The 21,702-nt window shown below is 74.8% G+C and carries 23 protein-coding genes; 6 read left to right on the forward strand and 17 right to left on the reverse strand.

The window, feature by feature from the left end; all coding sequences use genetic code 11:
* Nucleotides 1–75 precede the first annotated feature (75 nt).
* The 9 genes from ABT247_RS19080 to ABT247_RS19120 all read right to left on the reverse strand — a co-directional run bounded on the left by ABT247_RS19080 (nucleotide 76) and on the right by ABT247_RS19120 (nucleotide 9,308).
* Nucleotides 76–663 (reverse strand): TerD family protein, encoded by a 588-nt coding sequence (locus tag ABT247_RS19080; RefSeq protein WP_350743968.1) that lies wholly within the window; start codon nucleotides 661–663, stop codon nucleotides 76–78.
* Nucleotides 664–889: 226 nt separating this feature from the next.
* Complete coding sequence (locus tag ABT247_RS19085) at nucleotides 890–1,546, reverse strand: hypothetical protein (protein ID WP_350743969.1); 657 nt, start codon at nucleotides 1,544–1,546, stop codon at nucleotides 890–892.
* Nucleotides 1,543–2,205 carry a class I SAM-dependent methyltransferase gene (locus ABT247_RS19090; RefSeq protein ID WP_350743970.1) on the reverse strand — a complete coding sequence of 221 codons (663 nt, stop codon included), beginning with the start codon at nucleotides 2,203–2,205 and terminating at the stop codon, nucleotides 1,543–1,545. Before ABT247_RS19090 ends, ABT247_RS19085 begins: the two co-directional genes overlap by 4 nt.
* 150 nt (nucleotides 2,206–2,355) lie before the next feature.
* Entirely contained in the window at nucleotides 2,356–3,126 is a 771-nt protein-coding gene (locus tag ABT247_RS19095; RefSeq protein WP_350743971.1) for a bestrophin-like domain, read from the reverse strand.
* A 108-nt stretch (nucleotides 3,127–3,234) separates the two neighbouring features.
* Nucleotides 3,235–4,245 (reverse strand): hypothetical protein, encoded by a 1,011-nt coding sequence (locus tag ABT247_RS19100; protein WP_350743972.1) that lies wholly within the window; start codon nucleotides 4,243–4,245, stop codon nucleotides 3,235–3,237.
* A gap of 249 nt (nucleotides 4,246–4,494) precedes the next feature.
* Complete coding sequence (locus ABT247_RS19105) at nucleotides 4,495–5,901, reverse strand: family 2B encapsulin nanocompartment shell protein (protein WP_350743973.1); 1,407 nt, start codon at nucleotides 5,899–5,901, stop codon at nucleotides 4,495–4,497.
* Between the two features lie 509 nt (nucleotides 5,902–6,410).
* On the reverse strand, nucleotides 6,411–6,923 hold the full coding sequence (locus tag ABT247_RS19110; protein ID WP_350743974.1) for a hypothetical protein: 513 nt from the start codon (nucleotides 6,921–6,923) through the stop codon (nucleotides 6,411–6,413).
* A gap of 248 nt (nucleotides 6,924–7,171) precedes the next feature.
* The gene (gene pdxR, locus ABT247_RS19115) at nucleotides 7,172–8,626 is read right to left on the reverse strand and encodes a MocR-like pyridoxine biosynthesis transcription factor PdxR (protein ID WP_350743975.1); all 1,455 of its coding nucleotides are present in this window, start codon (nucleotides 8,624–8,626) and stop codon (nucleotides 7,172–7,174) included.
* A 163-nt stretch (nucleotides 8,627–8,789) separates the two neighbouring features.
* Complete coding sequence (locus ABT247_RS19120; RefSeq protein ID WP_350743976.1) at nucleotides 8,790–9,308, reverse strand: universal stress protein; 519 nt, start codon at nucleotides 9,306–9,308, stop codon at nucleotides 8,790–8,792.
* Between the two features lie 473 nt (nucleotides 9,309–9,781).
* Here ABT247_RS19120 and ABT247_RS19125 point away from each other — a divergent pair, with 473 nt between their 5' ends.
* Complete coding sequence (locus ABT247_RS19125) at nucleotides 9,782–10,177, forward strand: transglycosylase family protein (RefSeq protein WP_392904999.1); 396 nt, start codon at nucleotides 9,782–9,784, stop codon at nucleotides 10,175–10,177.
* A 140-nt stretch (nucleotides 10,178–10,317) separates the two neighbouring features.
* Here ABT247_RS19125 and ABT247_RS19130 read toward each other — a convergent pair whose 3' ends face one another.
* Together ABT247_RS19130 and ABT247_RS19135 are read right to left on the reverse strand one after the other, a co-directional pair.
* Nucleotides 10,318–10,905: a pyridoxamine 5'-phosphate oxidase family protein gene (locus tag ABT247_RS19130; RefSeq protein ID WP_350743977.1), complete on the reverse strand. Its 588-nt coding sequence runs from the start codon at nucleotides 10,903–10,905 to the stop codon at nucleotides 10,318–10,320.
* Between the two features lie 220 nt (nucleotides 10,906–11,125).
* Nucleotides 11,126–11,560: a CBS domain-containing protein gene (locus ABT247_RS19135; RefSeq protein ID WP_350743978.1), complete on the reverse strand. Its 435-nt coding sequence runs from the start codon at nucleotides 11,558–11,560 to the stop codon at nucleotides 11,126–11,128.
* A 233-nt stretch (nucleotides 11,561–11,793) separates the two neighbouring features.
* Between ABT247_RS19135 and ABT247_RS19140 the strand changes: the two genes are divergently transcribed.
* The 3 genes from ABT247_RS19140 (at nucleotide 11,794) to ligD (ending at nucleotide 15,323) form a co-directional block, all read left to right on the forward strand.
* Complete coding sequence (locus ABT247_RS19140) at nucleotides 11,794–12,678, forward strand: AraC family transcriptional regulator (protein ID WP_350743979.1); 885 nt, start codon at nucleotides 11,794–11,796, stop codon at nucleotides 12,676–12,678.
* Nucleotides 12,679–12,706: 28 nt separating this feature from the next.
* On the forward strand, nucleotides 12,707–13,153 hold the full coding sequence (locus ABT247_RS19145; protein ID WP_350743980.1) for a VOC family protein: 447 nt from the start codon (nucleotides 12,707–12,709) through the stop codon (nucleotides 13,151–13,153).
* A 247-nt stretch (nucleotides 13,154–13,400) separates the two neighbouring features.
* Nucleotides 13,401–15,323: a non-homologous end-joining DNA ligase gene (ligD, locus tag ABT247_RS19150; RefSeq protein ID WP_350743981.1), complete on the forward strand. Its 1,923-nt coding sequence runs from the start codon at nucleotides 13,401–13,403 to the stop codon at nucleotides 15,321–15,323.
* Between the two features lie 93 nt (nucleotides 15,324–15,416).
* Here the strand turns inward: ligD and ABT247_RS19155 are convergent, their stop codons facing one another.
* From ABT247_RS19155 to ABT247_RS19170, 4 genes are all read right to left on the reverse strand, one after another.
* A complete protein-coding gene (locus tag ABT247_RS19155; RefSeq protein ID WP_350743982.1) occupies nucleotides 15,417–16,004 on the reverse strand; it encodes a type 1 glutamine amidotransferase domain-containing protein in 588 nt (195 codons plus the stop codon).
* Between the two features lie 18 nt (nucleotides 16,005–16,022).
* Nucleotides 16,023–16,319 carry a PRC-barrel domain containing protein gene (locus ABT247_RS19160; protein ID WP_350743983.1) on the reverse strand — a complete coding sequence of 99 codons (297 nt, stop codon included), beginning with the start codon at nucleotides 16,317–16,319 and terminating at the stop codon, nucleotides 16,023–16,025.
* Nucleotides 16,320–16,323: 4 nt separating this feature from the next.
* Nucleotides 16,324–16,722 (reverse strand): hypothetical protein, encoded by a 399-nt coding sequence (locus ABT247_RS19165; protein ID WP_350743984.1) that lies wholly within the window; start codon nucleotides 16,720–16,722, stop codon nucleotides 16,324–16,326.
* A gap of 67 nt (nucleotides 16,723–16,789) precedes the next feature.
* Complete coding sequence (locus tag ABT247_RS19170) at nucleotides 16,790–17,233, reverse strand: HAD family hydrolase (protein ID WP_350743985.1); 444 nt, start codon at nucleotides 17,231–17,233, stop codon at nucleotides 16,790–16,792.
* 225 nt (nucleotides 17,234–17,458) lie between these two features.
* Here ABT247_RS19170 and ABT247_RS19175 point away from each other — a divergent pair, with 225 nt between their 5' ends.
* A complete protein-coding gene (locus tag ABT247_RS19175; RefSeq protein ID WP_350743986.1) occupies nucleotides 17,459–17,848 on the forward strand; it encodes a VOC family protein in 390 nt (129 codons plus the stop codon).
* 78 nt (nucleotides 17,849–17,926) lie between these two features.
* Here ABT247_RS19175 and ABT247_RS19180 read toward each other — a convergent pair whose 3' ends face one another.
* A complete protein-coding gene (locus tag ABT247_RS19180) occupies nucleotides 17,927–18,529 on the reverse strand; it encodes a GNAT family N-acetyltransferase (RefSeq protein WP_350743987.1) in 603 nt (200 codons plus the stop codon).
* Nucleotides 18,530–18,764: 235 nt separating this feature from the next.
* Nucleotides 18,765–20,078, reverse strand: coding sequence for a geranylgeranyl reductase family protein (locus ABT247_RS19185; RefSeq protein ID WP_350743988.1), 1,314 nt, complete (start codon nucleotides 20,076–20,078; stop codon nucleotides 18,765–18,767).
* Between the two features lie 474 nt (nucleotides 20,079–20,552).
* On the opposite strand from ABT247_RS19185, the gene ABT247_RS19190 reads away from it, so the two are divergent.
* Nucleotides 20,553–21,602, forward strand: a complete 1,050-nt coding sequence (locus tag ABT247_RS19190) for an LPXTG cell wall anchor domain-containing protein (RefSeq protein ID WP_350743989.1) — start codon at nucleotides 20,553–20,555, stop codon at nucleotides 21,600–21,602.
* Nucleotides 21,603–21,702 lie beyond the last annotated feature (100 nt).

Raw genomic sequence — 21,702 nt, forward strand, 5'->3', positions numbered from 1 at the left:
GACCCCCGGGGGGTCGTACCGCCGCCGCTGTTGCACCGGGCTCCTGCCGCGGTTCACGGTTCGCCGCCCGCCGGCTCAGAGGTGCTTGGAGAGCTCCGGCATCAGGTCCTGGAAGGTGCGCCCGTTGGCCGGCTGGCCGATCGCTGCCATCTGCCAACCGTTCGGCGTGCGCTGCACCTTGGCCATGATCTGTGCGGTGTACGGACCACCGCCGGTGAGCGTGTAGCGGGCCAGTTCGACACCGGTGGTCTCGTCCACCAGTCGGCAGAAGGCCGCCTCGACCTCCTGGAAGGTCTGCCCGGTGAAGGAGTTGACGGTGAAGACGATCTGGTCGACCTCGGCCGCGATGCGGGTGAGATCGACGGTGATCGACTCGTCGTCGGTCGCGTCGCCGGCGCCGCCGACCAGGTTGTCCCCGCTGTGCCGCACCGAGCCGTCGTCGCTGGTGAGGTGCTGGAAGAAGACCACGTCCACGGCGCGCCCGCGGGAGAAGAGCACCGCCGAGGCGTCCAGGTCGATCTCCTGACCCGCGGAGAGCAGTTTCGCCAGGAAGCCCTTGCGCTGCACGGCCTTCCAGCCCAGGCCCATCCGGACCACGCTCAACTGCCCACCGCCCGGCTTCTCCAGGCTGATCTTCTGCCCCTTGGCCAGCGAAACGGTCATCGTGCCCTCCTCGTTCCTGCCGCCGTCCGTGGCGCGAACCTATCGCGCCGCAGGAAAACCTGTGATCATCCGACGGCGTGCTTCGGTGACCCTACCCAGCCCGCCCTGCGGCCTCACGTCCGGCGGTGGTCCGTACACCGAGAATGCGCGCGCCTGCGGTCGGCCGCGGCCCACCGCAGGCGTGCGCGCTCGGTCGCATCGGCGTATCGGCGTATCGGAGGCAGAATCAGGCGTCGCCGTCCAGGAGGTGCTGGTGCAGTTCCCGGAAGGTCCACGCGCCGCCGGCCGGTCGGGAGAACACCCAGAGCAGGTCGAAGCGGTCCGGCCAGCTGCCGGGTGCGCCGCTTCCTGACGCTCCGAGGGCCTCCACGATCCGGGGGATCCGCGAGTGCTCCCAGCAGATCAGCGCCGGCTGGGCTCCCGCGAGCACGGCGGCGGCGAGTGCGGACTCCTGGGACTCGGCGTAGCCGGTGTCCACGGTCAGCCCGAGTGCGGTGGCCGTCGGTCCGACGGTCTGGCGCATCCGGTGTGCTCCGGCCATCGGGCCCTGGTCGGTGGCGGCGTAGATCCTGGCCGGGGTGCGCAGACCCGGCGCGGCCGGGGTGAACAGGGTGGGCAGCGCCCTGGCGCGGTCCCAGCCGCGCCGGGTGAGGGACTTCCCGTCGGGCCTGCCGTCCTCGTCCAGGCCCGGCTGGTCGCCGGTCGGCTTCTCACCGTGGCGGATGATCATCACGAAGGCGGCGCCACCCGGGTCGTTCGCCCTCGCCACCGGACCGTCCTTGTCCCTCCTGCCCGTCGTGCCGGAGGAACAGCCGGCCAGTACCAGCGGGGCGGCTGCCGCCAGGCCGGCGAGCAGCGCCCGGCGGGAGGTTCCGGCCGTCACCGGTCACCCCGCGCCGACCGCACCGGCCGCCCAGGCCGCTCGAGCCGCACCAGCGCGTCGATCGCCGTGCCGGAAGCGCCGTCCCGGTGGCCGCGTTCGGCACCGACCTCCCGGTGGACACGCTCCGCACGTACCGTGCGCAGCCCGCGGTCGGCGAGGTCGGCGAGGACGTCCTCGGGGGTGAAGAGCACGGCCGGGTCCTTCGGGCCGCCGACGCCCTCGGTGAGGTTGCGCAGGTCGTGTCCGATCACCAGCAGGGTGCCACCGGGGGCCAGGGCGTCGGCGGCGCGGCGCAGCACGGCCCGGCGGTCCCCGGCGGGCAGCTGGAGGTAGGCGATCAGGACGAGGTCGTGGCCGGCGGCGGGGGCCGCGAAGGAGCGGGCGTCGCCGTGGCGCCAGGTGAGGCGGTCGGCAACCTCGTCGGGAAGCTCGGCGGTGAGCCGTTCGGCGCGCTCCAGGGCGACGGCGGAGAAGTCGAGGCCGATGACCTCCCAGCCCCGGGTCGCCAGCCAGATCGCGTTCCGGCCCTCGCCGGTGGCCAGGTCCAACGCGTGCCCGGGGGCCAGATCGGTCAGTTCGCGGACCACCCAGCGGTTGGGTTCCGTGCCCCACACCAGCTCGCCGGCGGCGTAGCGGTCGTCCCAGTCCTGGCTGTCCATGGCCCTCCTCCGTCCGCCGGCCTGTTCCGTACGGGTCAACCTACCGGTCCGGCGCCCGCCGCCGCCCCGGACGGATACCGGGAACCCGGGCAGGTCATCCGATGATCTCCTGCCCGGGTTCCCGGTGACCGAAGGGGAGCCACCCCGGCATCAGCTCGTGAGGTTGAGCGAGGGGAAGAGGTCCTCGAACGGTTGGGTGGTGACCGAGACGCTCCTCGCGAACGGATCGTCGAAGTCCCAGATCATGAACAGCAGGAAGGCGATCAGCGCGCTGAAGCAGGCCGCCAGGATCAACTCCCGCGGCGTGCGCCGGATCTGCAGGGCGAACAGCATGCCGACGGTGACCACGGCCCCGGCGAGCAGTCCGAACCAGACCACGTCCGGCATGGTCGGGCCGGCGTTCTGGCCGCGCTGGTTGCGGGCGTCCGAGACCTGGCTGATCCGGTCCATGATCGGCTGGTAGGCCTGGGCTTCCAGGTCGGAGGCCGGCGAACGGGTGGCGACGTCGTTCTGGAGCTTGGACAGCAGCTGGGTGCCCTTGTCGGTGAGTTCACCCTCCGACTTCATGTGATCCCACTCGACGTCGACCACGTACGTGACGTAGCCGTCCACGTCGGCCCGGACCAGGTCGCGGAACTCGGCCGGGTAGACCACCGCCCGGTCGCTCACCTCGCGCAGCGACTGCGCCTCGCGGAACACGTCGTCCTGCGCGGAGCCGCGCGCCTCCCAGACACCCGCGATGGCGAGGCCGAGGACGATCGCGTAGACCACGCCGATCATCATCGTGATGTACTCGATGACGTCGGGCGTCTCGTCGGGGTTCTCCTCGGCGCCCACCCGGCGGTGCCTCAGCAGCACCACCGCCACGACGACGACACAGGCCGCCGCCATGGCGACGATCAACGCCACCCACTCGGACATGGGAACTCCTCTCTCTGGCTTGGCTTGTGACGTGAACGGGAAAGCAGGGGCGACGGCGGGAGCGCGAAAGCGTGCAACTCCCCGGGCATCGCCGGAAACAGGGGACCGTCAGGACCCGGACCGACCGCGGCCCCGGTTGCCGCCCCGGCCCGGGCGCAGGGCTGCGGCACCCAGCACGGCGGGGACGGTGATCAGCAGCATGGTGGTGGTCGCCGAGGCGCTGTGGTGGTGCGTCGCGACGGGCGGCGGCGGTGCGTTCCTGACGTGGAAGACCGGCTGCGCGACCGGTGTCGGCCACAGCGGGCTGGGGCGTGCCGGGCTGGGCGCCGGGGACGGCACGGCCGGCAGGGGCGGCACCGCGGGCGGGGCCGGCTGCGGAGCCGGTGCCGCCGGGGCCGGATCAGCGGGTACGGCCGGGGGCGCCGGCGGCGGGGGTGACGGCGGAGGCGGGGTGGGCACCGGGGTCGGGCTGGCCGGCGGCGGAGTCGGCGACGGCGTCCGACTGGGCGTGGGCGTCGGGCTGGGGGTGTGCGTCGGGGTCGGCGTGGGGGTGGGTGTCGGGGTGTTCGTCGGAGTGGGGGTGGGAGTCGGAGTGGGGCAGGGGTGCGGGTGGTGGTGATGGTGGTGGTGGTGATGCCCGGGGCTGCCCTGGCTCCCGTACTCACCGCGGTCGCCCTGGTCCCCCTGGTCGCCCTCCGGCCGCCCCGGCTGCTGCCGGAGGTCCGCCGGAGCCGAGGGCGAGGACGGCGGCGCCGCCGGGAACGGGCCGGCCTGGTGCCACGGGTGGCACGGATGGTGCCCGTGCGGAGGCCGCGGGCCGTGCTGCCCGGTGCCGGGGGCGACCGTCACGTCGACCCGGACGTCCACGTCCACCCCGACGTCCACGCTGCCGCCCGGGCCGACGGTCGTCGACACGTCCGTCTCACTGCACACGCAGGTGTCCACCACCGGGCCGTGCTGGTGCCCCGGCCGCTCGGCGCCGGAGGCGCTCGCGCCGCCGACCAGCGCGCACATCGCCACCACGCCGACCGCGGCGCCGATCAGTCGAACGCGCCGCCCGGGGACGGCCGTTCCACCACCGTGTCGCGGTATCCGTCGGAAGTGCCGACGCTGCGGCATGACTCCACACACCTTTCGGGTCGACTGGGGAGGACGGCGGGTCCCGGGCCGATCGGCCGGGGGTACGGGCGGGCGTGACGGCGTTCCGGACCGGGGAACCGATCGGGCACGATCCAGGCCGCCCGAACGCACTCAGGCGGACGGCCCGCCGCTGCGGGCGGGCCGTCCGCCATGAGGTCAAACGATCATCACGCCAGCCGGTTACGGCCTGCGTTCACACTGTTCCGCGCTCCACGCCCCGAGGGCTGGTCAGTGGCGGCGGTGCGCGATCTCCACGTTCTCCAGCACACCGACCGCGTCCGGCACCAGGATCGCGCACGAGTAGTAGGCGCTGACCAGGTAGGAGATGATCGCCTTCTCGTCGATCCCCATGAAGCGGACCGACAGCGACGGCTGGTACTCGTCCGGCAGCCCGGTCTGGTGCAGGCCGATGACGCCCTGGTTGTCCTCGCCGGTCCGGATGACCAGGATCGAGCTGGTGTTCTCCTTGGTGATCGGGATCTTGCTGCACGGCAGGATCGGCACACCGCGCCAGGCCGGCACCTGCTGCCCGCCGAGGTCGACGTGGTGCGGGTAGATGCCGCGGGCGTTGAACTCCCGGCCGATCGCGGCGATGGTGCGCGGGTGGGCCAGCAGGTAGTCCGGGTCACGGCGCCGGTTGAGCAGCTCGTCCAGGTCGTCCGGGGTGGGCGGCCCGGAGTGGGTCTGGATGCGCTGGTCGAAGTCGGCGTTGTTGAGCAGGCCGAACTCCGGGTTGTTGATCATCTCGTGCTCCTGGCGCTCGCGCAGGGCCTCGATGGTCAGCCGGAGCTGGTGCTCGATCTGGTTCATCGGCTTGTTGTACAGGTCCGCGACACGGGTGTGGACCTTGAGGATGGTCTGGGCGACGCTCAGCTCGTACTCGCGCGGCTTGAGCTCGTAGTCCACGAAGGCGCCGGGGAGTTCGTACTCGCCGTGGTGGCCGGCCGACATGGCGATCTCGGCCTCGCCGCGCTCGTTCTGGGCCTGCAGCGGCAGGGCCAGGAAGGCGGTCAGGTGTTCCTGGAGACTCGGCGCGTTGTCCCGGATGCGGGCGAAGTCGTCCCGCGTCAGGGTCAGGGCGACACCGGAGGTCGCGGTCTTGGCGGTGAACTCCCAGACGGCGTCCGGGTTCAGCAGCGCGTCGTCGCCGAAGCGGTCGCCGTCGCCGGCCACGCCGACCACGGTCTCGTCGCCGTACTTGCCGGTGCCGATCTTGTTGATCTTGCCGTGCGCGATCAGGAAGATCCTGTCGGCCGCCTCGCCCAGCGTGGTGAGCACCTCACCGGGGCCGAAGTCGACCTGCTGGCAGCGGTCGGCGAGGGCGGTCAGCACCTCCTCGTCCTCGTAGCCCCGCAGCAGGGCGAGCTCGCCCAACTCCGCCGGGATCACGCGGACCTGGGAGCCGGTCTTGATGAACTCCACCACACCGTTGCCGACGGCGTAGGTGAGCCGTCGGTTCACCCGGTACGCACCACCGTGGGCCTCGACCCAGGGCAGGACCTTGAGCAGCCAGCGGGAGGTGATCTCCTGCATCTGCGGTGCGGACTTGGTCGTGGTGGCGAGGTTGCGGGCAGCCGCCGTCGCAAGGCTCTGCTGCCGGTCCTGCTGTGTCGCCGGGCTCGTGTCCACGGACATCGGCAGGGTCTCCATTCGTGTGGTTCGGATCACGCGGCCAGGGCCGTACCGCACCGCCCTGAGGCACACGCGAGCCATGGCGGACCATCAGATCCGCTTACTGATAGGGGAGTTGGCGGGTGTCGAGGGACTGGCCACCGTCTCCCGGCGACCCATCGGGAACCCTAGATCACCAGGGCCCGACCAGGCCCGTACGGCGGCCGAGTACCCCCCGATAGGGTGAATGTCCCGCATCCGGCCCGCGCCGCGCCGCACGCCGCGGGAACATCCGTTCCCACGTGCATTCCCCGCCCCACCAACGCCTCGACCCGTCCCGCCCGGGCCCCGGACGACCGCGCGCGCTCCAGCCGCGCGGCGTCAACCCGGCACACCGGCCTGCCCGGTTCGCGCCCGGCCCCGGGCACGCGAAGAGCCCGCCAGGTGCCGGTACGGGGGCGGCCGGCACCTGACGGGGACCAGGGGTGCGCAGAGGGGGATGCGCCGGGGAGGGTGGCGGTGCCGCCGGCGGGTCAGGCGCAGGCGACCTGGGTGCCGGGGACGTCGATGATGCCCGAGTTGTTGGCCTCACCGCCGTTGTACTCGTAGTACAGGTAGGAGTAGAAGTCGATCCTGGTGTCCGGACCGCAGACCGAGTCCGGGGCGATCGCGTAGGTGATCGTGAAGGTGCTGGCGGCGCCCGGGGCGAGCGGCACGTTGTAGCGGGCGATACCGCCGTGGACGTTGTCGCTGCAGCCGTTGGTCTGGGTGCCGCACGCCGTGGCGGTGAACTTGAGGCCCTTCTGCAGGCTGGTGGCGTAGGTCTCCTGGACGCTCTGGTAGACGAACTGGATCGGCGTGTCGTACGGGTTGGTGAGCGTCATGGTGAGGGTGAACTCACCGCCGACGGGAGTCGTCTGACGATCGGACACGGCCGTGAGCGGCAGCGGGCCGGCGGCCCGGGCCGGTGCGGCGGAGAGGAGCAGACCGGCGGCGAGGGCCGGGCCGACGGCGAGCGTCGACCGGCTCAGATGTGTTCTGCGCATGTCCAAGGAGCGTAGGCGCCGGTACCGCTTCGACCGGCGCCCTCGGTCCGAAGCCGTACCGACGCAGGAGCGGCGAGCGGACGCCGGGAACCGGTCGACCGGCGAAACCGCCCGGCGCGGCGCCCGGAAGGCCTATGCTTCGCCGCCCACCGCCCACCGCCCACCGCCCACCGCCCGCCGCTGGCCGCCCACCGCCCACCGCCCACCGCTGGCCGCCCACCGCTGGCCGCCCCGCGCCACTCCCCCGCTCAGGCGGCGGCCGGCAGGACGGCGCACAGCGCGGCGAGCGCGGCCGGGTAGGCGTGGTCGGGCGGAGTGGCGTAGCCGACGACCAGGCCGTCCGCCGTCGGCATGGCCTCCGGGGTGACGGCCGGGTGGCGGAAGTCGGCGAGGCCGTCGAGGGCGAGGCCGCGGCGGGTTGCGGCCCTCAGCACCTCCTGCTCGGTGCCCGCGTCCAGGCGCACCACCGCGTGCAGTCCGGCCGCGATGCCGGAGACCTCGAGGTGCGGGGCGCTCGCGGCGAGCGCGGCGACCAGTCGGTCGCGGCGGTCCCGGTAGCGGCGCCGCATCCGCCGGACGTGGCGGTCGTAGCCGCCCGAGTCGATGAACTCGGCGAGGGTCAGCTGGTCCAGGGCGCCGGCCCAGGCCTCGCGTTCGCCCTTGGCCGCCAGCACACGGTCGACCAGGTGGTCCGGCAGCACCATCCAGCCGAGCCGCAGCGCGGGGCTGAGGCTCTTGCTGACGCTGCCGAGGTAGACCACCCGGTCGGGGTCGAGGCCCTGGACGGCGCCGACCGGCTGGCGGTCGTAGCGGAACTCGCCGTCGTAGTCGTCCTCCAGCAGGAGCCCGCCGCACCCCCGCGCCCAGTCGACCACGGCGGCCCGGCGGGCGGCGTGCAGCGGGCCGCCGGTCGGGAACTGGTGGGCGGGGGTGAGCAGGGCGGTGCGGGCGTCGGGGTGGTGCGCCAACTCACCGACCCGAGCGCCCTGTTCGTCGATCGGCAGCGGGACGGTGGGGACGCCGGCAGCGGCGAGCAGCCCGCGGTGGAAGCCCAGTCCGTACGCCTCGACGGCCAGCGGCCCCTGTTCGGCGGGCGGCAGCACGGGGGTCGCGCCGTCGAAGAGCAGTCGGAGCGCGTGTGCGAAGCCGGAGCAGATGACGATCCGGTCGGGGTCGGTGCGCACCCCGCGCGCGCGGGCGAGGTAGTCGGCGAGGGCGGTGCGCAGTTCGGGCCGGCCCTGCGGACGGCCGGGCCCGAAGGCCTCGTTGGGCGCGGCCGTGAGGGCCCGGCGGGCGGCGGCCAGCCAGGCCGTGCGGGGGAAGGAGGCGGCGTCGGGCTGGCCCTGGCGCAGGTCGTGGGCGGGCCCCGGCTGCGGCGCGGGGCGGCGGGCCCGGGCGGGCGGGGCGGGCGCGGCGCGTTCGGCGACGGTGGTGCCGGAGCCCTGCCGGGCCGTCAGCCAGCCCTCGGCGACCAGTTCGGCGTAGGCCTCGGCGGCGGTGTTGCGGGCCAGGCCGAGGTCGGCGGCGAGGGCGCGGTACGGGGGCAGTCGGGTGCCGGGGGCGAGTCTTCCGCTGCGGATCGCCTCGCGCAGCGCGGACATCAGCGCGGCGCGGCGGCCGCCGCCGGCGGGGAGGTCGAGGTGGAGGTCGCTGCCGGTCGGGCGGGCCGGCTCGGTGGGGTGCGCGCCCGGCGTTTCCGTCATGGTCACGCACCCTACCCGCCGCCCTCCTCCCGCCCTGCGGGCGGCCGGAGCGGTGGCGCCGGCCCGTCCGACCCGGCCCGGAGCGACCCCGGAGCGGTGGCTCCTGACCCGTCCGACCGGCCCGGAGCGGGCCGGTCGCACTCCCCCGCCCCTGCGCCCCTGCTCAGGGCACGACGGTCACCGGCCAGCGGCCGGCCTTGACCAGCCGGACCGCGACCGAGCCGATCACCCTGTGTCCGGCCTGTTCGGAGGCGCCGACCACGACGGCGTCGGCGCGCAGTTCGTCGGCGAGCTTCGCCAGGCCGGTGTACGGGTCGCCGCGCATGGTCAGGAAGCGCCACTCCACCTTCCACACCTCGCGGACCCGCTGCTCGGCCTCGCGCAGGGCGATCAGCAGTTCGTCGGCGATCTCCTGGGTGGTCTCCTCCACGGCGGCCCCGGCCAGGGCGGTCGCGGCGCCGAGTATCGGCTGGACGTAGGCCACCGCCAGGACGGCGCCCTGGCGGCGGGCGAGTCCGGCGGCGTAGGCGGTGGCCCGCCAGGAGGAGTCGGAGCCGTCCAGGCCCGCCAGGATCACCTTGGGCCCGTCGGTGCCCAGTTCGAAGCCGGCCGGGGCGGCCGCGGCCTCGTGCTCCTCGTCGCCGACGGCCCCGGTGTCGGCCGCATCGCTCTCGTTGCTCATGGGCCGAAGGCTATGCCCGCCACTGTGGGTGAGCGCAGCGGGCGCTCCGGGTGAGGGCTGTGGCGCGGGCCACCCGGACGGCGCCGCCGGCCGTCCGTTCCGGCACCCGTGGCGGGGTGAGTGCTCACGGGCTGTCGACGGTGTGCGCGGGCTCACAGGGCCTCCGGGGTGACGGGGGCCACGTCGCGGGCCGATTTGATCTTGAAAATACGTCGAAATCGGGCCAAATCATCCCTTTTTCTAGATCAATACCTTCGGTAACGGCAGCCTGACGTGCGCAAACCTGCGAATCCTTGAAACCGCCAGAACGGCCCCGTAGCTTCGAACCCGTTGCACCGAGCGATCCGCTCCGGCCGGGCCCCAGGCCCCCGAGCAGGACGGTGCAGGACCACGCGAGCGACGTGTCCCCGAAACCGACGGCCTTCCGAGGGCCTGGTTCCGCGTGCTCGCAGACGCCCTCCGAAAGGACCTTCATGACTTTCCGTAACGAGACCACCGCTGCCACCACCACTGCCACCCCGAAGCGCCGCAACCGCGTCCGGATGGCTCTGATGGCCGGGGCGCTCACCGCCCTGCCGGTGGCCGGCCTCGTCACGGCGAACAGCGCCTCCGCCGCTCCGGCCACGGTCTGGGACAAGGTCGCCGCCTGTGAGGCGACCGGCAACTGGGCCATCAACTCCGGCAACGGCTTCTACGGCGGCCTGCAGTTCACCTCCAGCACCTGGGCGGCCTTCGGCGGCACCTCCTTCGCCCCGCGCGCCGACCTGGCCACCAAGGACCAGCAGATCTCCGTCGGCGAGAAGGTCCTCGCCGCCCAGGGCCCGGGCGCCTGGCCGATCTGCTCCGTCAAGGCCGGCCTGACCAAGTAAGGCCCCCGCACACGGCGAAGCCGCCGCACCCTACCCGGGGTGCGGCGGCTTCGCCGTACCGGCGCATCGCCCCCTTCGTGCGGCCGCCCCGGCCCGGACCGGCACACCGAACCGATCGCCCCGTCCGGCGGGTCAGTGCATCAGGCGGCCGGCCGGGGCGGCAGCGGCAGGGGGACGGCGGGCAGGCCGTCGATGCTGGTGGCCACCAGCGGCTTGCGCTCGCAGTAGGCGCTGAACTCGTCCTCGCCCTTGCGGTCGAAGTACTGGGCGTGCAGCTCCCGGTCGGCGCGGTACTCCATGAACGGGACCGCGTAGCCGCAGGAGTCACTGACCCGGTCCGCCGTCACCAGGACGATCGCGCGCAGGCCGGAGCCGTCCGCGGCGGGGCCGAAGTGGCCGAGGAGTTCGGCGAAGCGCGGGTCGTCGCGGAAGACGGGCTCGCCGCGGCCGTGCACCCGGACCACGGTGGGCGGCCCCTCAAAGGCGCACCACATCAGGGTGATCCGGCCGTTCTCCCGCAGGTGCGCGACGGTCTCCGCCTGCGAGCCGCCGAAGTCCAGGTAGGCGACGGTGAGTTCGTCGATCACGGCGAGGGTCCCGGAGCGGCCCTTGGGCGAGATGTTGACGTGGCCGTCGGCGGCCAGCGGCGCGGTCGCGACGAAGTAGACGGGCTGGCTCTCGATGAACTGCCGCAACCGGCCGTCGATGCGTTCGTACTGCTTTCCCATGGACGCGATTGTGCTCCCGTCCCGATCGGCGGGAAAGGGAGATCCACCGCGCGAGACGGGCTCGGGCGCCACCGGGGCGGGCGCCGGGGGACGTCGACGCCCCGCCCGGCGCCCTCGACGGCCCGGCCGGTACGGGGGCGGGCCGGTCAGAGGACGCGAGCGGGGCACGAGCTGCGGGGCACCGGTGCGGGAGGACGACGGCTGCCGGTGCCGGCGCCGGTCAGCGCATCATGTAGACGCTGTCCATGAATTCGATGATCTGCTGGTCCGTCAGCCGCTGGCCGTCCCGGTGGCCCATCGCCAGGTCGGCCTCGCTGATCATGCCGACCAGCCGCTCGCCCTCGATCACCGGGATGCGGCGGATCTGGTGCTGCTCCATCTTCTTCAGCACCGCGTCCATGCTGTCGTCGGCGCGCACGCAGTGCAGGTGCCCGGCCAGCTCCATCGCCGTCATCGCGGCCGGGTCCTTGCCCTCGGCCAGACAGCGCACCACGATGTCGCGGTCGGTGATGATGCCGTGCAGCTTCTGGTCGTCGCCGCAGATCGGCAGCGCGCCCACGTTCATGTCGCGCATCATGCGCGCGGCCTCGTCCAGCGTCTGGTGGGCGCCGATGCACTGGGCGCCGGTGTGCATGATGTCTCGGGCAGTGGTCACGGGGACTCCTTCGTCGATTGACCCCCCAGACGTTCTCCCCCACCGGCCTCCCCACCGGTCCCCCCGGCGGTCACCGGCGGCCGATCGGCGCGCTCGCGGTGTGACCGTGCCATCACCATAGGCAACACCGCGCCCACCCGCGACCGCGAACCCGGCCCCGTGCGGACCGCCGGGGCGGACGGGCCGGCCCGGCCGCCCGCAACCGCCGTCCGCGCGGCGCCGATACTGGAGACGTGACGACGGAAACCGCCGCTGCCGTCGACGAGGCCGTACGAGCCCGGCCCGCGAGCGCGCTGCGCCCGTACGTGGGCTGGTACTCGGGCTACCGGCAACGCGGCCTCGCCCCTGCCGTGCACCGCGGTCTGCCCTCCCCGTACCTGACCTTCATCCTGACCCTGGACGAACCGCTGGTGATCGCCGCGCACCCCGACCCGGGGCAGCCGCCCGGCCGCTACCCGACCCTGCTCGGCGGCCTGCACACCTCCCCCGCGTCGATCACCCACGAGGGTGCGCAGTCCGGCGTGCAGATCGCCGTGCACCCGCTCGCCGCCCGTGCGCTGTTCGGACTGCCCGCCGGGGAGTTGGCCGGGATCGACGTTCCGGCGGAGGACCTGCTCGGGCGGCTCGGCCCGGGTGTGCACGAGCGACTGCGGGCCGCGGGCAGCTGGCCGGAACGGTTCGCCGTGCTGGACGGAGCGCTGCTGCAGGCCGCCCGGCCGTCGGGGCGGGTGCCGCCGGAGGTGGGCTGGGCCTGGCGGGCGCTGCGGCGCAGCGGCGGTGCGCTGCCGGTGGCGGAACTGGCCCGGGAGACCGGCTGGAGCGCCCGCCACCTGCAGCAGCGGTTCCGCCGGGAGACCGGACTCACCCCCAAGGCCGCCGCCCGGGTGATCCGCTTCGACCGGGCTCGGCACCTGCTCGCCGCCGGGTCCCCGCCGCCCCGGCTGGCGGAACTGGCCACCCGCTGCGGGTACTTCGACCAGGCGCATCTGGCCCGCGAGTTCCGTGCGCTGGCCGGGTGCGCGCCGAGCGCCTGGCTGGCGGCGGAGGGGCCGGAGGCGGCGAAGTTCCGAAACGTCCAAGGCGGGGAGGTCGGGGCGGTCGCAGAGTGGGGGGCGTAGCAGTCCCCGCCCGAGGAGGAGAGAACCCATGGACACCAGGACCCCCGCCCCGCAGGTCTGGCCGACCTTCCGCGCGCGGGACGCCCGCGCGCTGATCCGCTTCCTGGTGGACGCCTTCGGCTTCCGCGAGGTGGTCAGCTACGGGGAGGGCGACTTCGTCGCCCACGCCGAACTGGCCTGGCCGGAGGGCGGCGGTGTGATGCTCGGCTCCGACCGCCAGGCCGCGGAGGAAGCCGAGGGCGCGAAGGGCGGTGAGGGCGGGCCGGCCCGCCCCGGCACCTTCAGCGCGTACGTCGTCACCGCCGACCCGGACGCCGTGCACGACCGCGCCGTGGCCGCCGGCGCCCGGATCACCACGGCGGTGCACGAGACGGACTACGGCTCGCGCGACTTCGCCGCCGCCGACCCGGAGGGCAACCACTGGTACTTCGGCACCTACCCGGGCGCGCCCCGGCCCGACGGCCCGCAGGAGTGAGACCAGCCGCGGGGAGCCGGCCGGTCCCCCGGCCCGGCCGCCGGGCGCGGTCGTCCGCGATGATCTCCGACCGCCACCACGACGACCGGCTCGGCTTCCGGTGCGCGGCCCCGGGCGGTCACGCGGCCCCGGGCGGTCACGGGCTCCCGCGGGGACCGCCCCGGACGGCGGCGGCCCCGGGCGGTGACGGCCGGGTCGGGGCAGACTGGCTGCGGGGGCCACCCGCAGCAGGCTTCGGAGGCGGCCCATGCCTCAGATGACGGTGGACGGGCGCACCCTCGCGCTCTCCCACCTCGACAAGGTGTACTACCCGCGCACCGGCACCCCCAAGGGCGAGGTGCTGCGCTACTACGCCGCCGTGCACACCGCCCTGCTCCCCCACCTGCACGACCGCCCGGTCTCCTTCCTGCGCTGCCCGGACGGCGTCGAGGCGGAGGTGTTCGTGGCCAAGAACCCCCCGCCCGGCACCCCCGGCTGGGTGCGCACCGTGGAGGTGCCCAGCAGCAGCGGCGACCTGCGCCAGGTGGTGCTGGAGGACGGCGCGGCGCTGCTCGCGCTCGCCAACCTGGGCTGCCTGGAGCTGCACGTGCCGCAGTGGCACGCCGCCGCCCCCGGCCTGGCCGACCGGCTGGTCCTGGACCTCGACCCCGGCGAGGGAGCGGACGTGCTGACCTGCCGGGCGGTCGCGCTGATGCTGCGCGAGCGGCTGGCCGCGGACGGCCTGACGGCCTGGGTGAAGACCTCCGGGTCCAAGGGACTGCACCTGATGGTCCCGATCGAGCCGACCTCCAGCGCCACGGTCTCCGCGTACGCGAAGGCGCTGGCCGCCGCCCTGGAGGCCGAGCATCCGGACCTGGTGGTGCACACCATGGCCAAGGCGCGGCGCCGCGGCCGGGTGCTGGTCGACTGGTCGCAGAACAACGCCAAGAAGACCACCGCCGCGCCGTACACCCTGCGCGCCCGGCCGCAGCCGACGGTCTCCGCCCCGCTGTCCTGGACCGAGCTGGAGCGGGCCCGGGGGGAGGCGGACCTGGTCCTCACCCTCGCCGAGGTCCCCGACCGGCTGGCGGCCGACGGCGACCTGTTCGCCTCGCTGCTGGACCCTGAGCAGGCCCGGTCACTGCCCGGCTCGGCCAGCAGTGCGGTGCCACCCCGGTCGGCCCCGGCCGGCCGGCCTGCGGCGGGGAGCCGGCCGGGGACAGCGAGCCGGTCGGGGACAGGGAGCCGGTCGGCCGCCCCGGAGCCGGCAGCCGGAGCCGAGCCGTCGGCGGCACCCGGCCGGCCCCGCCAGGTGCTGCAGCCGCCCGTGGAGGTGATGCGTCCGACCGCCGTGCCCTCCGTCCCACCGGCCGACGGGCTGGGCGGGGGCGGGGTGCAGTACGAACTGAAGCTGGACGGTTTCCGGTGCGTCGCCTTCGCCCGCGGTGACCGGCCCGCCGTCCTGCAGTCCCGCAGCGGCCGCGACCTCGCGCCGGAGTTCCCGCCGATCGCCTCGGCCGTCGCCCGGCTGCCCGAGGGCGTGGTGATGGACGCCGAACTCGTCGCCTGGCGCTCCGGCCGGTTCGCCTTCGAGGAGCTGCTGCGCACCCGCCAGGCCCGGGCCGCGGCGCCGGACGTCGCCCTCGGCCTGGTCGCCTTCGACCTGCTCGCCCTCCCCGGCCGCGACGTCCGCAGCCTCCCGCTCACCGACCGGCGCCGTCTGCTGCTCGCCGCCCTGGCCGACGTCCCGCCGCCGATCCAGCCGGTGATGGCCACCACGGACCGCGCGGAGGCCCTGGAGTGGATGGCGCAGCTGGCCGACATCGGCGTGGAGGGCCTGGTCTGCAAGGCCGCCGGCTCCCCCTACAGTCCGCGGCGGGCGGGCCGCGCCTGGGTCAAGTACCGCCGCAGCGACACCGTGGACGCCACCGTCCGCGCGCTCACCGGCCCGGCCGACCGCCCGCACGCGCTGGTCGTGCGACTGGACGACGACCGGGTGCTGCTGACGACGCCCCGGCTCACCGCCGTGCAGGCCCGCGAACTCGCCGAGGCCGCCGCCCCGCTGCTCGGACCGCCCGCCGTCGACCCGGACCACGGCCCGGTCCACCCCCTCACCGCACCCCTGCGCGCCGAACTCACCGTCACCGGACGCCCGCCGACCGCCACCTTCGTCCGGTTGCGCGGGGACTGAGCGGCCGACCGGGACTGGACGGCCGGCTGGGACCGAGCAGCCGGTGGGCCCTGGACGGCCGGCCCGGACGGCGCCCCCGGCCGGGTGGGCGCTTCACACCCGGTGCCGCTTCGCCGTCGCGTGGGCGAACTCGGTGACCAGCGCGTCGTCGAACACCGGCAGGTCCCCGGGCCTGCGGCTGGTCACCAGCACGCCCGGCCCCTCATGGCAGACGTGCACCTCCTCGTCGACCCAGTGGGCGCCCGCGTTGACCAGGTCGGTGCGCAGGCTCGGCCAGGAGGTGAGGGTGCGGCCGCGGACGGCGTCGGCCTCGATCAGGGTCCAGGGGGCGTGGCAGATCGCCGCGACCGGACGGCCGACGGCGCAGCAGGCGTGTACGAAGGCGACCGCCGCCCGGTCCACCCTGAGCGCGTCCGGGTTGGCGAGTCCGCCGGGCAGCACGAGCCCATCGACATCGGCCGGATCGGCCTCCGCGACCAGGCCGTCCACCGCGAAGGTGTCGCCGTGCGCGCGGTGCCGCACGGCCTGGACCCGTCCCTCCGCGGTGGACAGCAGCCGCGGCGTGCCGCCGGACTCGACGACCGCCTGCCAGGGCTCGGTCAGTTCCTCCTGCTCGACGCCGTACGGGGCGACCAGGAAGGCGATCGTCCGGCCGGTGAGGGTGATGGTCGGCCAGCCCATGGCTCGGCGGTCCCCGGCTCAGCGCGGGCGGGGCCCGGTCAGGTCCTCGGCGGCGGAGGGGACGGAGCTGAGCCGGGCCCGCGGGCAGTCGAGGTGCACGGCGAGGTCCAGGTGGTCGATCCGGGCGACCAGGCCCGCCGGGACGGGGACCCGGGCTCCGGGCACCCAGGTGGAGGCGTCGACCAGCAGGTGGTCCCCCGCGTCCTGCTCCACCCGGCCGACCGGGCCGTCGGTGGCGTGCACCTCGTACCCGATCAGGCTCAGGTCGGCGGCGGGATGGGATCCCGGGCGGTACTCCCACAGGTCGGTGTTCATCGGTTCACGCCTCCGGTCGGTCCCAGGGGCGGCGTTCGCGCCGTTGCGCCCGGTCCGGATCGAGGGGGTCGGCTCCGCGCGTGCCCCGGCGCCGCCGCAGCAGTTCCGAGGCGGCGACCGCGGCCGCCACCGAGGCCGTCCAGACCACTCCGAGGGCGACGAGCACGGCGGTGGTCGGCGTCCGTACGCCGATGCTGAGGCAGAAGGCGGTCATCACCACGGCGGTCAGCACCACCCCGGCCGTGATCCGGCGTCCGACGCCGCGCACCGCGCCGAGGACCCGGCTCGGCCGTTTGGCCCCCATGGTGCTCAGCTTCCGATCGAGGCGTGCGTCCCGGCGCAGATCGGACTCGATCTCCTCGAGGAGCCGCCGCTCCCATCCGCTCAACGCGGGTCCGTCCATCTCGGTCACCTCCGACATTCCGGTGACATGCCCTCGCACCCGGGCGGTTGCCCGGTACGGGCCGGCGTCAACCGTTCCGGGGACCACCCGTTCCGGCGCCCACGCGGCCGAAGGCCCGCGGGCGGGCGAGCAGGCTGTCGTCCAGGACACGCAGCAGGGCGGCGGCGTCGCGGTGGACCTCGGCCGCGCCGGCCGCCCGCAGCTCGGGGCCGGCGTCACCGCCGGTCTCCAGGGCGACGCAGGGCAACCCGGCCCGCCTCGCCGCCCGCACCTCGCGCACGCTCCCGGCGACGGCCACGGCGTGCGAGGGCACGCCGTCCACCAGCTCCAGCGCCGCCCGCACCGCATCGCCGCCGGGTGCGGCCACGGCCGGGGCGGGAGCGCCGGCCGGACCGGGCCCGGTCAGCACGACCGTCCAGCCCCGGGTGGCGCACTCGCCGAGCAGTTCGGCGCCGCCCGGCAGCCGGGGCTGCCAGTCGGTGCCGAACACCGCCGCGGAGATCATCGTCATGGCCGCCGCTCCCGTGCTTCCGTTCGCAGGCCACGCACCGAATGCGCCCTTCCAGGTTAGGCCGCCGCGGAGCACGGCGCGCTGCCTGCCGGGGCCGGATTCCGGCCGCCGTGGCCGTTCCTGCGCCCCGGTCGGGCGCCCGCCGTCCGGCGGCCCCGGTGGTGCGCGACCTACGATCGGCTCGGCGGCCGCCGCCGTCCGTGGCGCACCCCGAGAGGCCGGTTCATGAGGATCAACCTGACCAGTGTCTTCGTCGACGACCAGGACAAGGCCCTGCGCTTCTACACGGAGCTGCTGGGCTTCGTGAAGAAGGCGGACGTGCCGCTCGGTGAGCACCGCTGGCTCACCGTGGTCTCACCCGAACAGCCGGACGGCACCGAGCTGCTGCTGGAGCCCGACGCCCACCCCGCCGTCAGGCCCTACCGGACGGCCCTGGTCGCCGACGGCATTCCGGCCGCCTCCTTCGCCGTCGACAACGTGCACGGCGAGTACGAGCGGCTGCGCCGGCTCGGAGTGCGCTTCACCCAGGAGCCCCTGGCGACCGGCCCGGTCACCGTCGCCGTCCTGGACGACACCTGCGGCAACCTCGTCCAACTCGCCCAGTACCACCGGTGAGCGCCGGCCCGGGGCGGACGGGCCGCCCCGGGGCGGGCTGCGGCGGCCGTTCCGTCGGAGCCGCCGGGCGGCCCGCGGTCAGGCGGGGTCCGGGTCGGTGGCGAGGCGGGCGTGCAGGTGTTCGTCGGTGTAGGGGTTGTCGCCGTAGCGGTAGGAGGCGCGCAGGGTGCCCTCGTAGGGGAAGCCCGCCCGGTTGGCGACCCGGCAGGACGCGTGGTTGTCGACGGCGTGGTACAGCTCGATCCGGCGCGCGCCGGCGGTGCGGACCCCCCAGCGGGTGACGGCGGCGGTGGCCCGGCCGGCGAGGCCCCGGCCGCGGGCGGCGGCGAGCAGCCAGTAGCCGACCATGGCGACGCCGTCGGCCCGGTCGGTCCAGCGCAGGGCGACGTTGCCGCACAGGGTGCCGTCGGCGGAGTCGCAGATGGCGAAGGAGGCCGTGGTGCCCGCGGCCCAGCGGGTCTCGGCGCGCTCGAGGAAGGCCACGGCGCCGGCCCGGTCGGCGGCGTCGCGCAGCGGGTTCCAGCGGGCGATCTCCGGATCCGTCGCGGCCGCGATCACGGCGGCGGTGGTGCCTCCGGCCAGGTCGAGGGAGCGGGCCCATGGGCGCAGCCGGACGTCGCCCAGGTCGAGGACGGCAGGTTGGAAGAGGCGCGGTCCGGTCGCGTCGTCGCTGATGGTCACCCCGCTTTCCTATCCCCCGTCCGCCGGTGGCCGCCAGCGATTAACCGGGTTCCGGTGCGCCGGTGCTCGGGAGCGCCGTCGGGCTCGGTGCGGAGGGTGCGGCGGCGAGGTCCGGTGGACTCCGGGAGGCCGGGCCGCCCACCCTTTGCCGAGGGTGCGCGGCCCGACGCCGGCCTGCCCGGCCCGGCGCTCACCGCCCCGGAGCTCACCGCCCCGGACGCCGCCGCCCCGGCGCTCACCGCCCCGGAGCGACCCGGCCGACGAGGTGGATCAGGCGGTCGAGGGCGTCGTTGGAGTTGGGTTCGGTGAGGTTGACCATCAGTCGGAAGGCGATCTTCAGCAGCGCCGGGTGGCCGAGACCGGCCGCGCCCGCGGCCCCGAGCAGCTTCGGGCGGCCGAGCAGGTCGGCGGCCAGCCGGCCGAGCGCGAAGTAGCCCGCGTAGGCGGAGCGCAGCGCCTGCGGGTAGGCGCGCAGGGCGAGTTCCCGGCCGCGCTCGGTGCGGCGGGCGTGGGCCTGGACGATGGTCTCCGCGGCGTAGCGGCCGGACTCCATGGCGTAGGCGATGCCCTCGCCGGTGCCGGGGCTGACCGTGCCGCCCGCGTCGCCGACGAGCAACAGGCCGTCGGCGTAGTGGGGTTGGCGGTTGAGGCCCATCGGGAGGGCGGAGCCGCGGATGGGCTCGGTGACGGCCTCGGGGGTGTAGCCGTACTCGGGCGGGAGGTCGGCGCACCAGCGGCGCAGCAGCTCCCGCCAGTCGAGGTCGGTGCCGGCGGTGTCGAGCACGCCGAGGCCGACGTTGGCGGTGCCGTCGCCCATGCCGAACACCCAGGCGTAGCCGGGCAGGAGGCGGTGCGCGGGGTCGTGGGGGTCGCGCAGGTCGAGCCAGGCCTCCAGGTAGCGGTCGTCGTGGCGCGGGGTGGTGAAGTACGTGCGGTAGGCCACGCCCATCGCGCGGTCCGTGCGCCGGTAGCGCTTCATCGCGACGGAGAGCCGGGTGGAGTTTCCGTCGGCGGCGACGACCAGCGGCGCCCGGTACTCGACGGGTGTGCGGTCCTCGCCGAGTCTGACGGTGACGCCGGTGATCCGCCCGGTCCGCTCGTCCGTCAACGGACCCGCCACGTTGGCGCGTTCGACCAGCCGGGCGCCGGCCGAGGCGGCCTTGCGGGCGAGCAGTTCGTCGAAGTCGGCACGGCGCCGGACGAGCCCGTAGCCGGGGAAGGCGGAGAGCTCCGGCCAGTCGAACTCCAGCGAGCGCCGCCCGGCGATCAGCCGCAGGCCGCGGTTGTGCAGCCAGCCGGCTTCCTCGGAGACGTCGATGCCCATGTCGACGAGTTGTTTGACGGTCCGCGGGGTGAGGCCGTCCCCGCAGACCTTCTCCCGCGGGAAGGCGGACTTCTCCAGCAGCAGGACGTCCAGTCCGGTGCGGGCGAGGTGGTAGGCGGCGGTGGAGCCGGCCGGGCCGGCGCCGACCACGATGACGTCGGCGCTGTCCTCGGTCGGGCCGGCCGCCTGCCGGTCCGGTCGCACCTGCTGCTCTGGGCCGGGCATCGGGCATTCCCCCTGGGTCGGATCGGCTGGGCAAGACGACGGAGCATCCGCCGGACCGGCCTGTGGGACGAACGGACCGGGCGGTTCCAGACGGACGATAGAGAACCCCGGCGCCGACCCGCGCCCCGACACGCGTCCCCGGCCCGCCGACCGGCCGAAACCGGCCAACCGCGAGCCGCTCCCGTCCACTCCTCGACCCGGCACCCGCCGCTGACCAGCACGTCAACCGGTCGGCCCGTACACGGAGCGGACACAATCGGGTGATCGGATCGTTGTGACCCACTAATCCGGCGATATCGCCCACCGCACCGCATTCCGGCCAAAGCCCCCTTGCGTCACGTTTCTGACTGCGGGAACTTTTGTGCCCCTCCCATTCGTACGGCCCCGGCCTCCGGTCCGACGGCACGCCCGATCCGAGGGCTCCCTCCCACCGCGCAGGCTCGTCCCGGCCTGCCGAACCCCGATGGAACACGCATGCACATCCGCTCCACCGCCGCGCGCTCCCTGGTGGCCGTCCCGACCGCCGCCGCCCTGTTGCTGCTCGCCCCCGCCGCCCACGCCGCCGCCGGCGGCAACGGCAAGGGCGCACCCGGCAACAACGGCACCGTGAAGATCCACGACGCCGCCACCGGCCAGGAGGACGTCCGCAACGAGCCGAAGGTCTGCACCTTCTACCTGGACTCCTTCGGCTTCGACCCGAACCAGGACGTGATCTGGGCCATCGTCCAGATGGACCACGGCCAGGAGACCCTCGCCGCCTGGGGCGACCTGCCGGTGGACGGCCACGGGCACGTCCGCACCGAGGACATCGAGCTGCCGGACGGTCAGTACAAGCTCTACTGGCAGTCGGTCGAGCTGGTCAACGGCGAGCTGCCCGAGGACGCCGACCTGAACAACCCGAAGCACAAGGTCTTCAAGGTCGACTGCGGCGGCAAGGCCCCGTCCGGCAAGCCCTCGCCGACCGCCACCAAGACCCCGTCGGCCGGCCCGACCACCGTGCCGAGCGCGACCCCCTCGCACAGCGCCTCGCCGACGCCGACCCACACGCCCACCCAGCCCCCCACCCAGACCCCCGCGCCGACCCACTCGGCCACCCCGAGCACCACCCCGGTGCCGACCCCCCCGGTCGTCCAGCCCCCGGTGCCCACCCTCCCGGCCAACCCGGCGCCCACCACCTCTGCGCCCACCACCCCGGCGCCTTCGACCCCGGCGCCTTCGACTCCCGCCGCCGGGAGCCCGAGCGGTGCGCCCAGCACCGCGCCGAGCGCCGGCCCGTCCAGCGCGCCGACCGCCACCGTCCCGGTGAACACCTCGAACGCCGGCACCGTGGTCAACCCGGACAAGCCGCTGATCAAGCCCGCCAAGGTGAGCGTCCCGACGCCGATCCCGGGTGCCGCCTCGGACGGCAAGAAGCTGGCCAGCACCGGTAGCGACGGCACCCTGCTGTACGCGGGCGCCGGCACCGTGCTGCTGGCCGCCGGCGCGGGCGCGGTGGTCTACGCCCGCCGTCGCCGCACCTCCTGAGGCACGGTCGGCGCGGTCCGGCGGCGACGCGGAAGCGCTCCTGAAGCCGCGCTCCGCCGGGCCCGGGCCCTCCGCGGGCCGCGCGGCGCCGCGGGGGGGC

This window comes from Kitasatospora sp. NPDC001539 (genome assembly GCF_040298565.1).
GTDB lineage: Bacteria > Actinomycetota > Actinomycetes > Streptomycetales > Streptomycetaceae > Kitasatospora.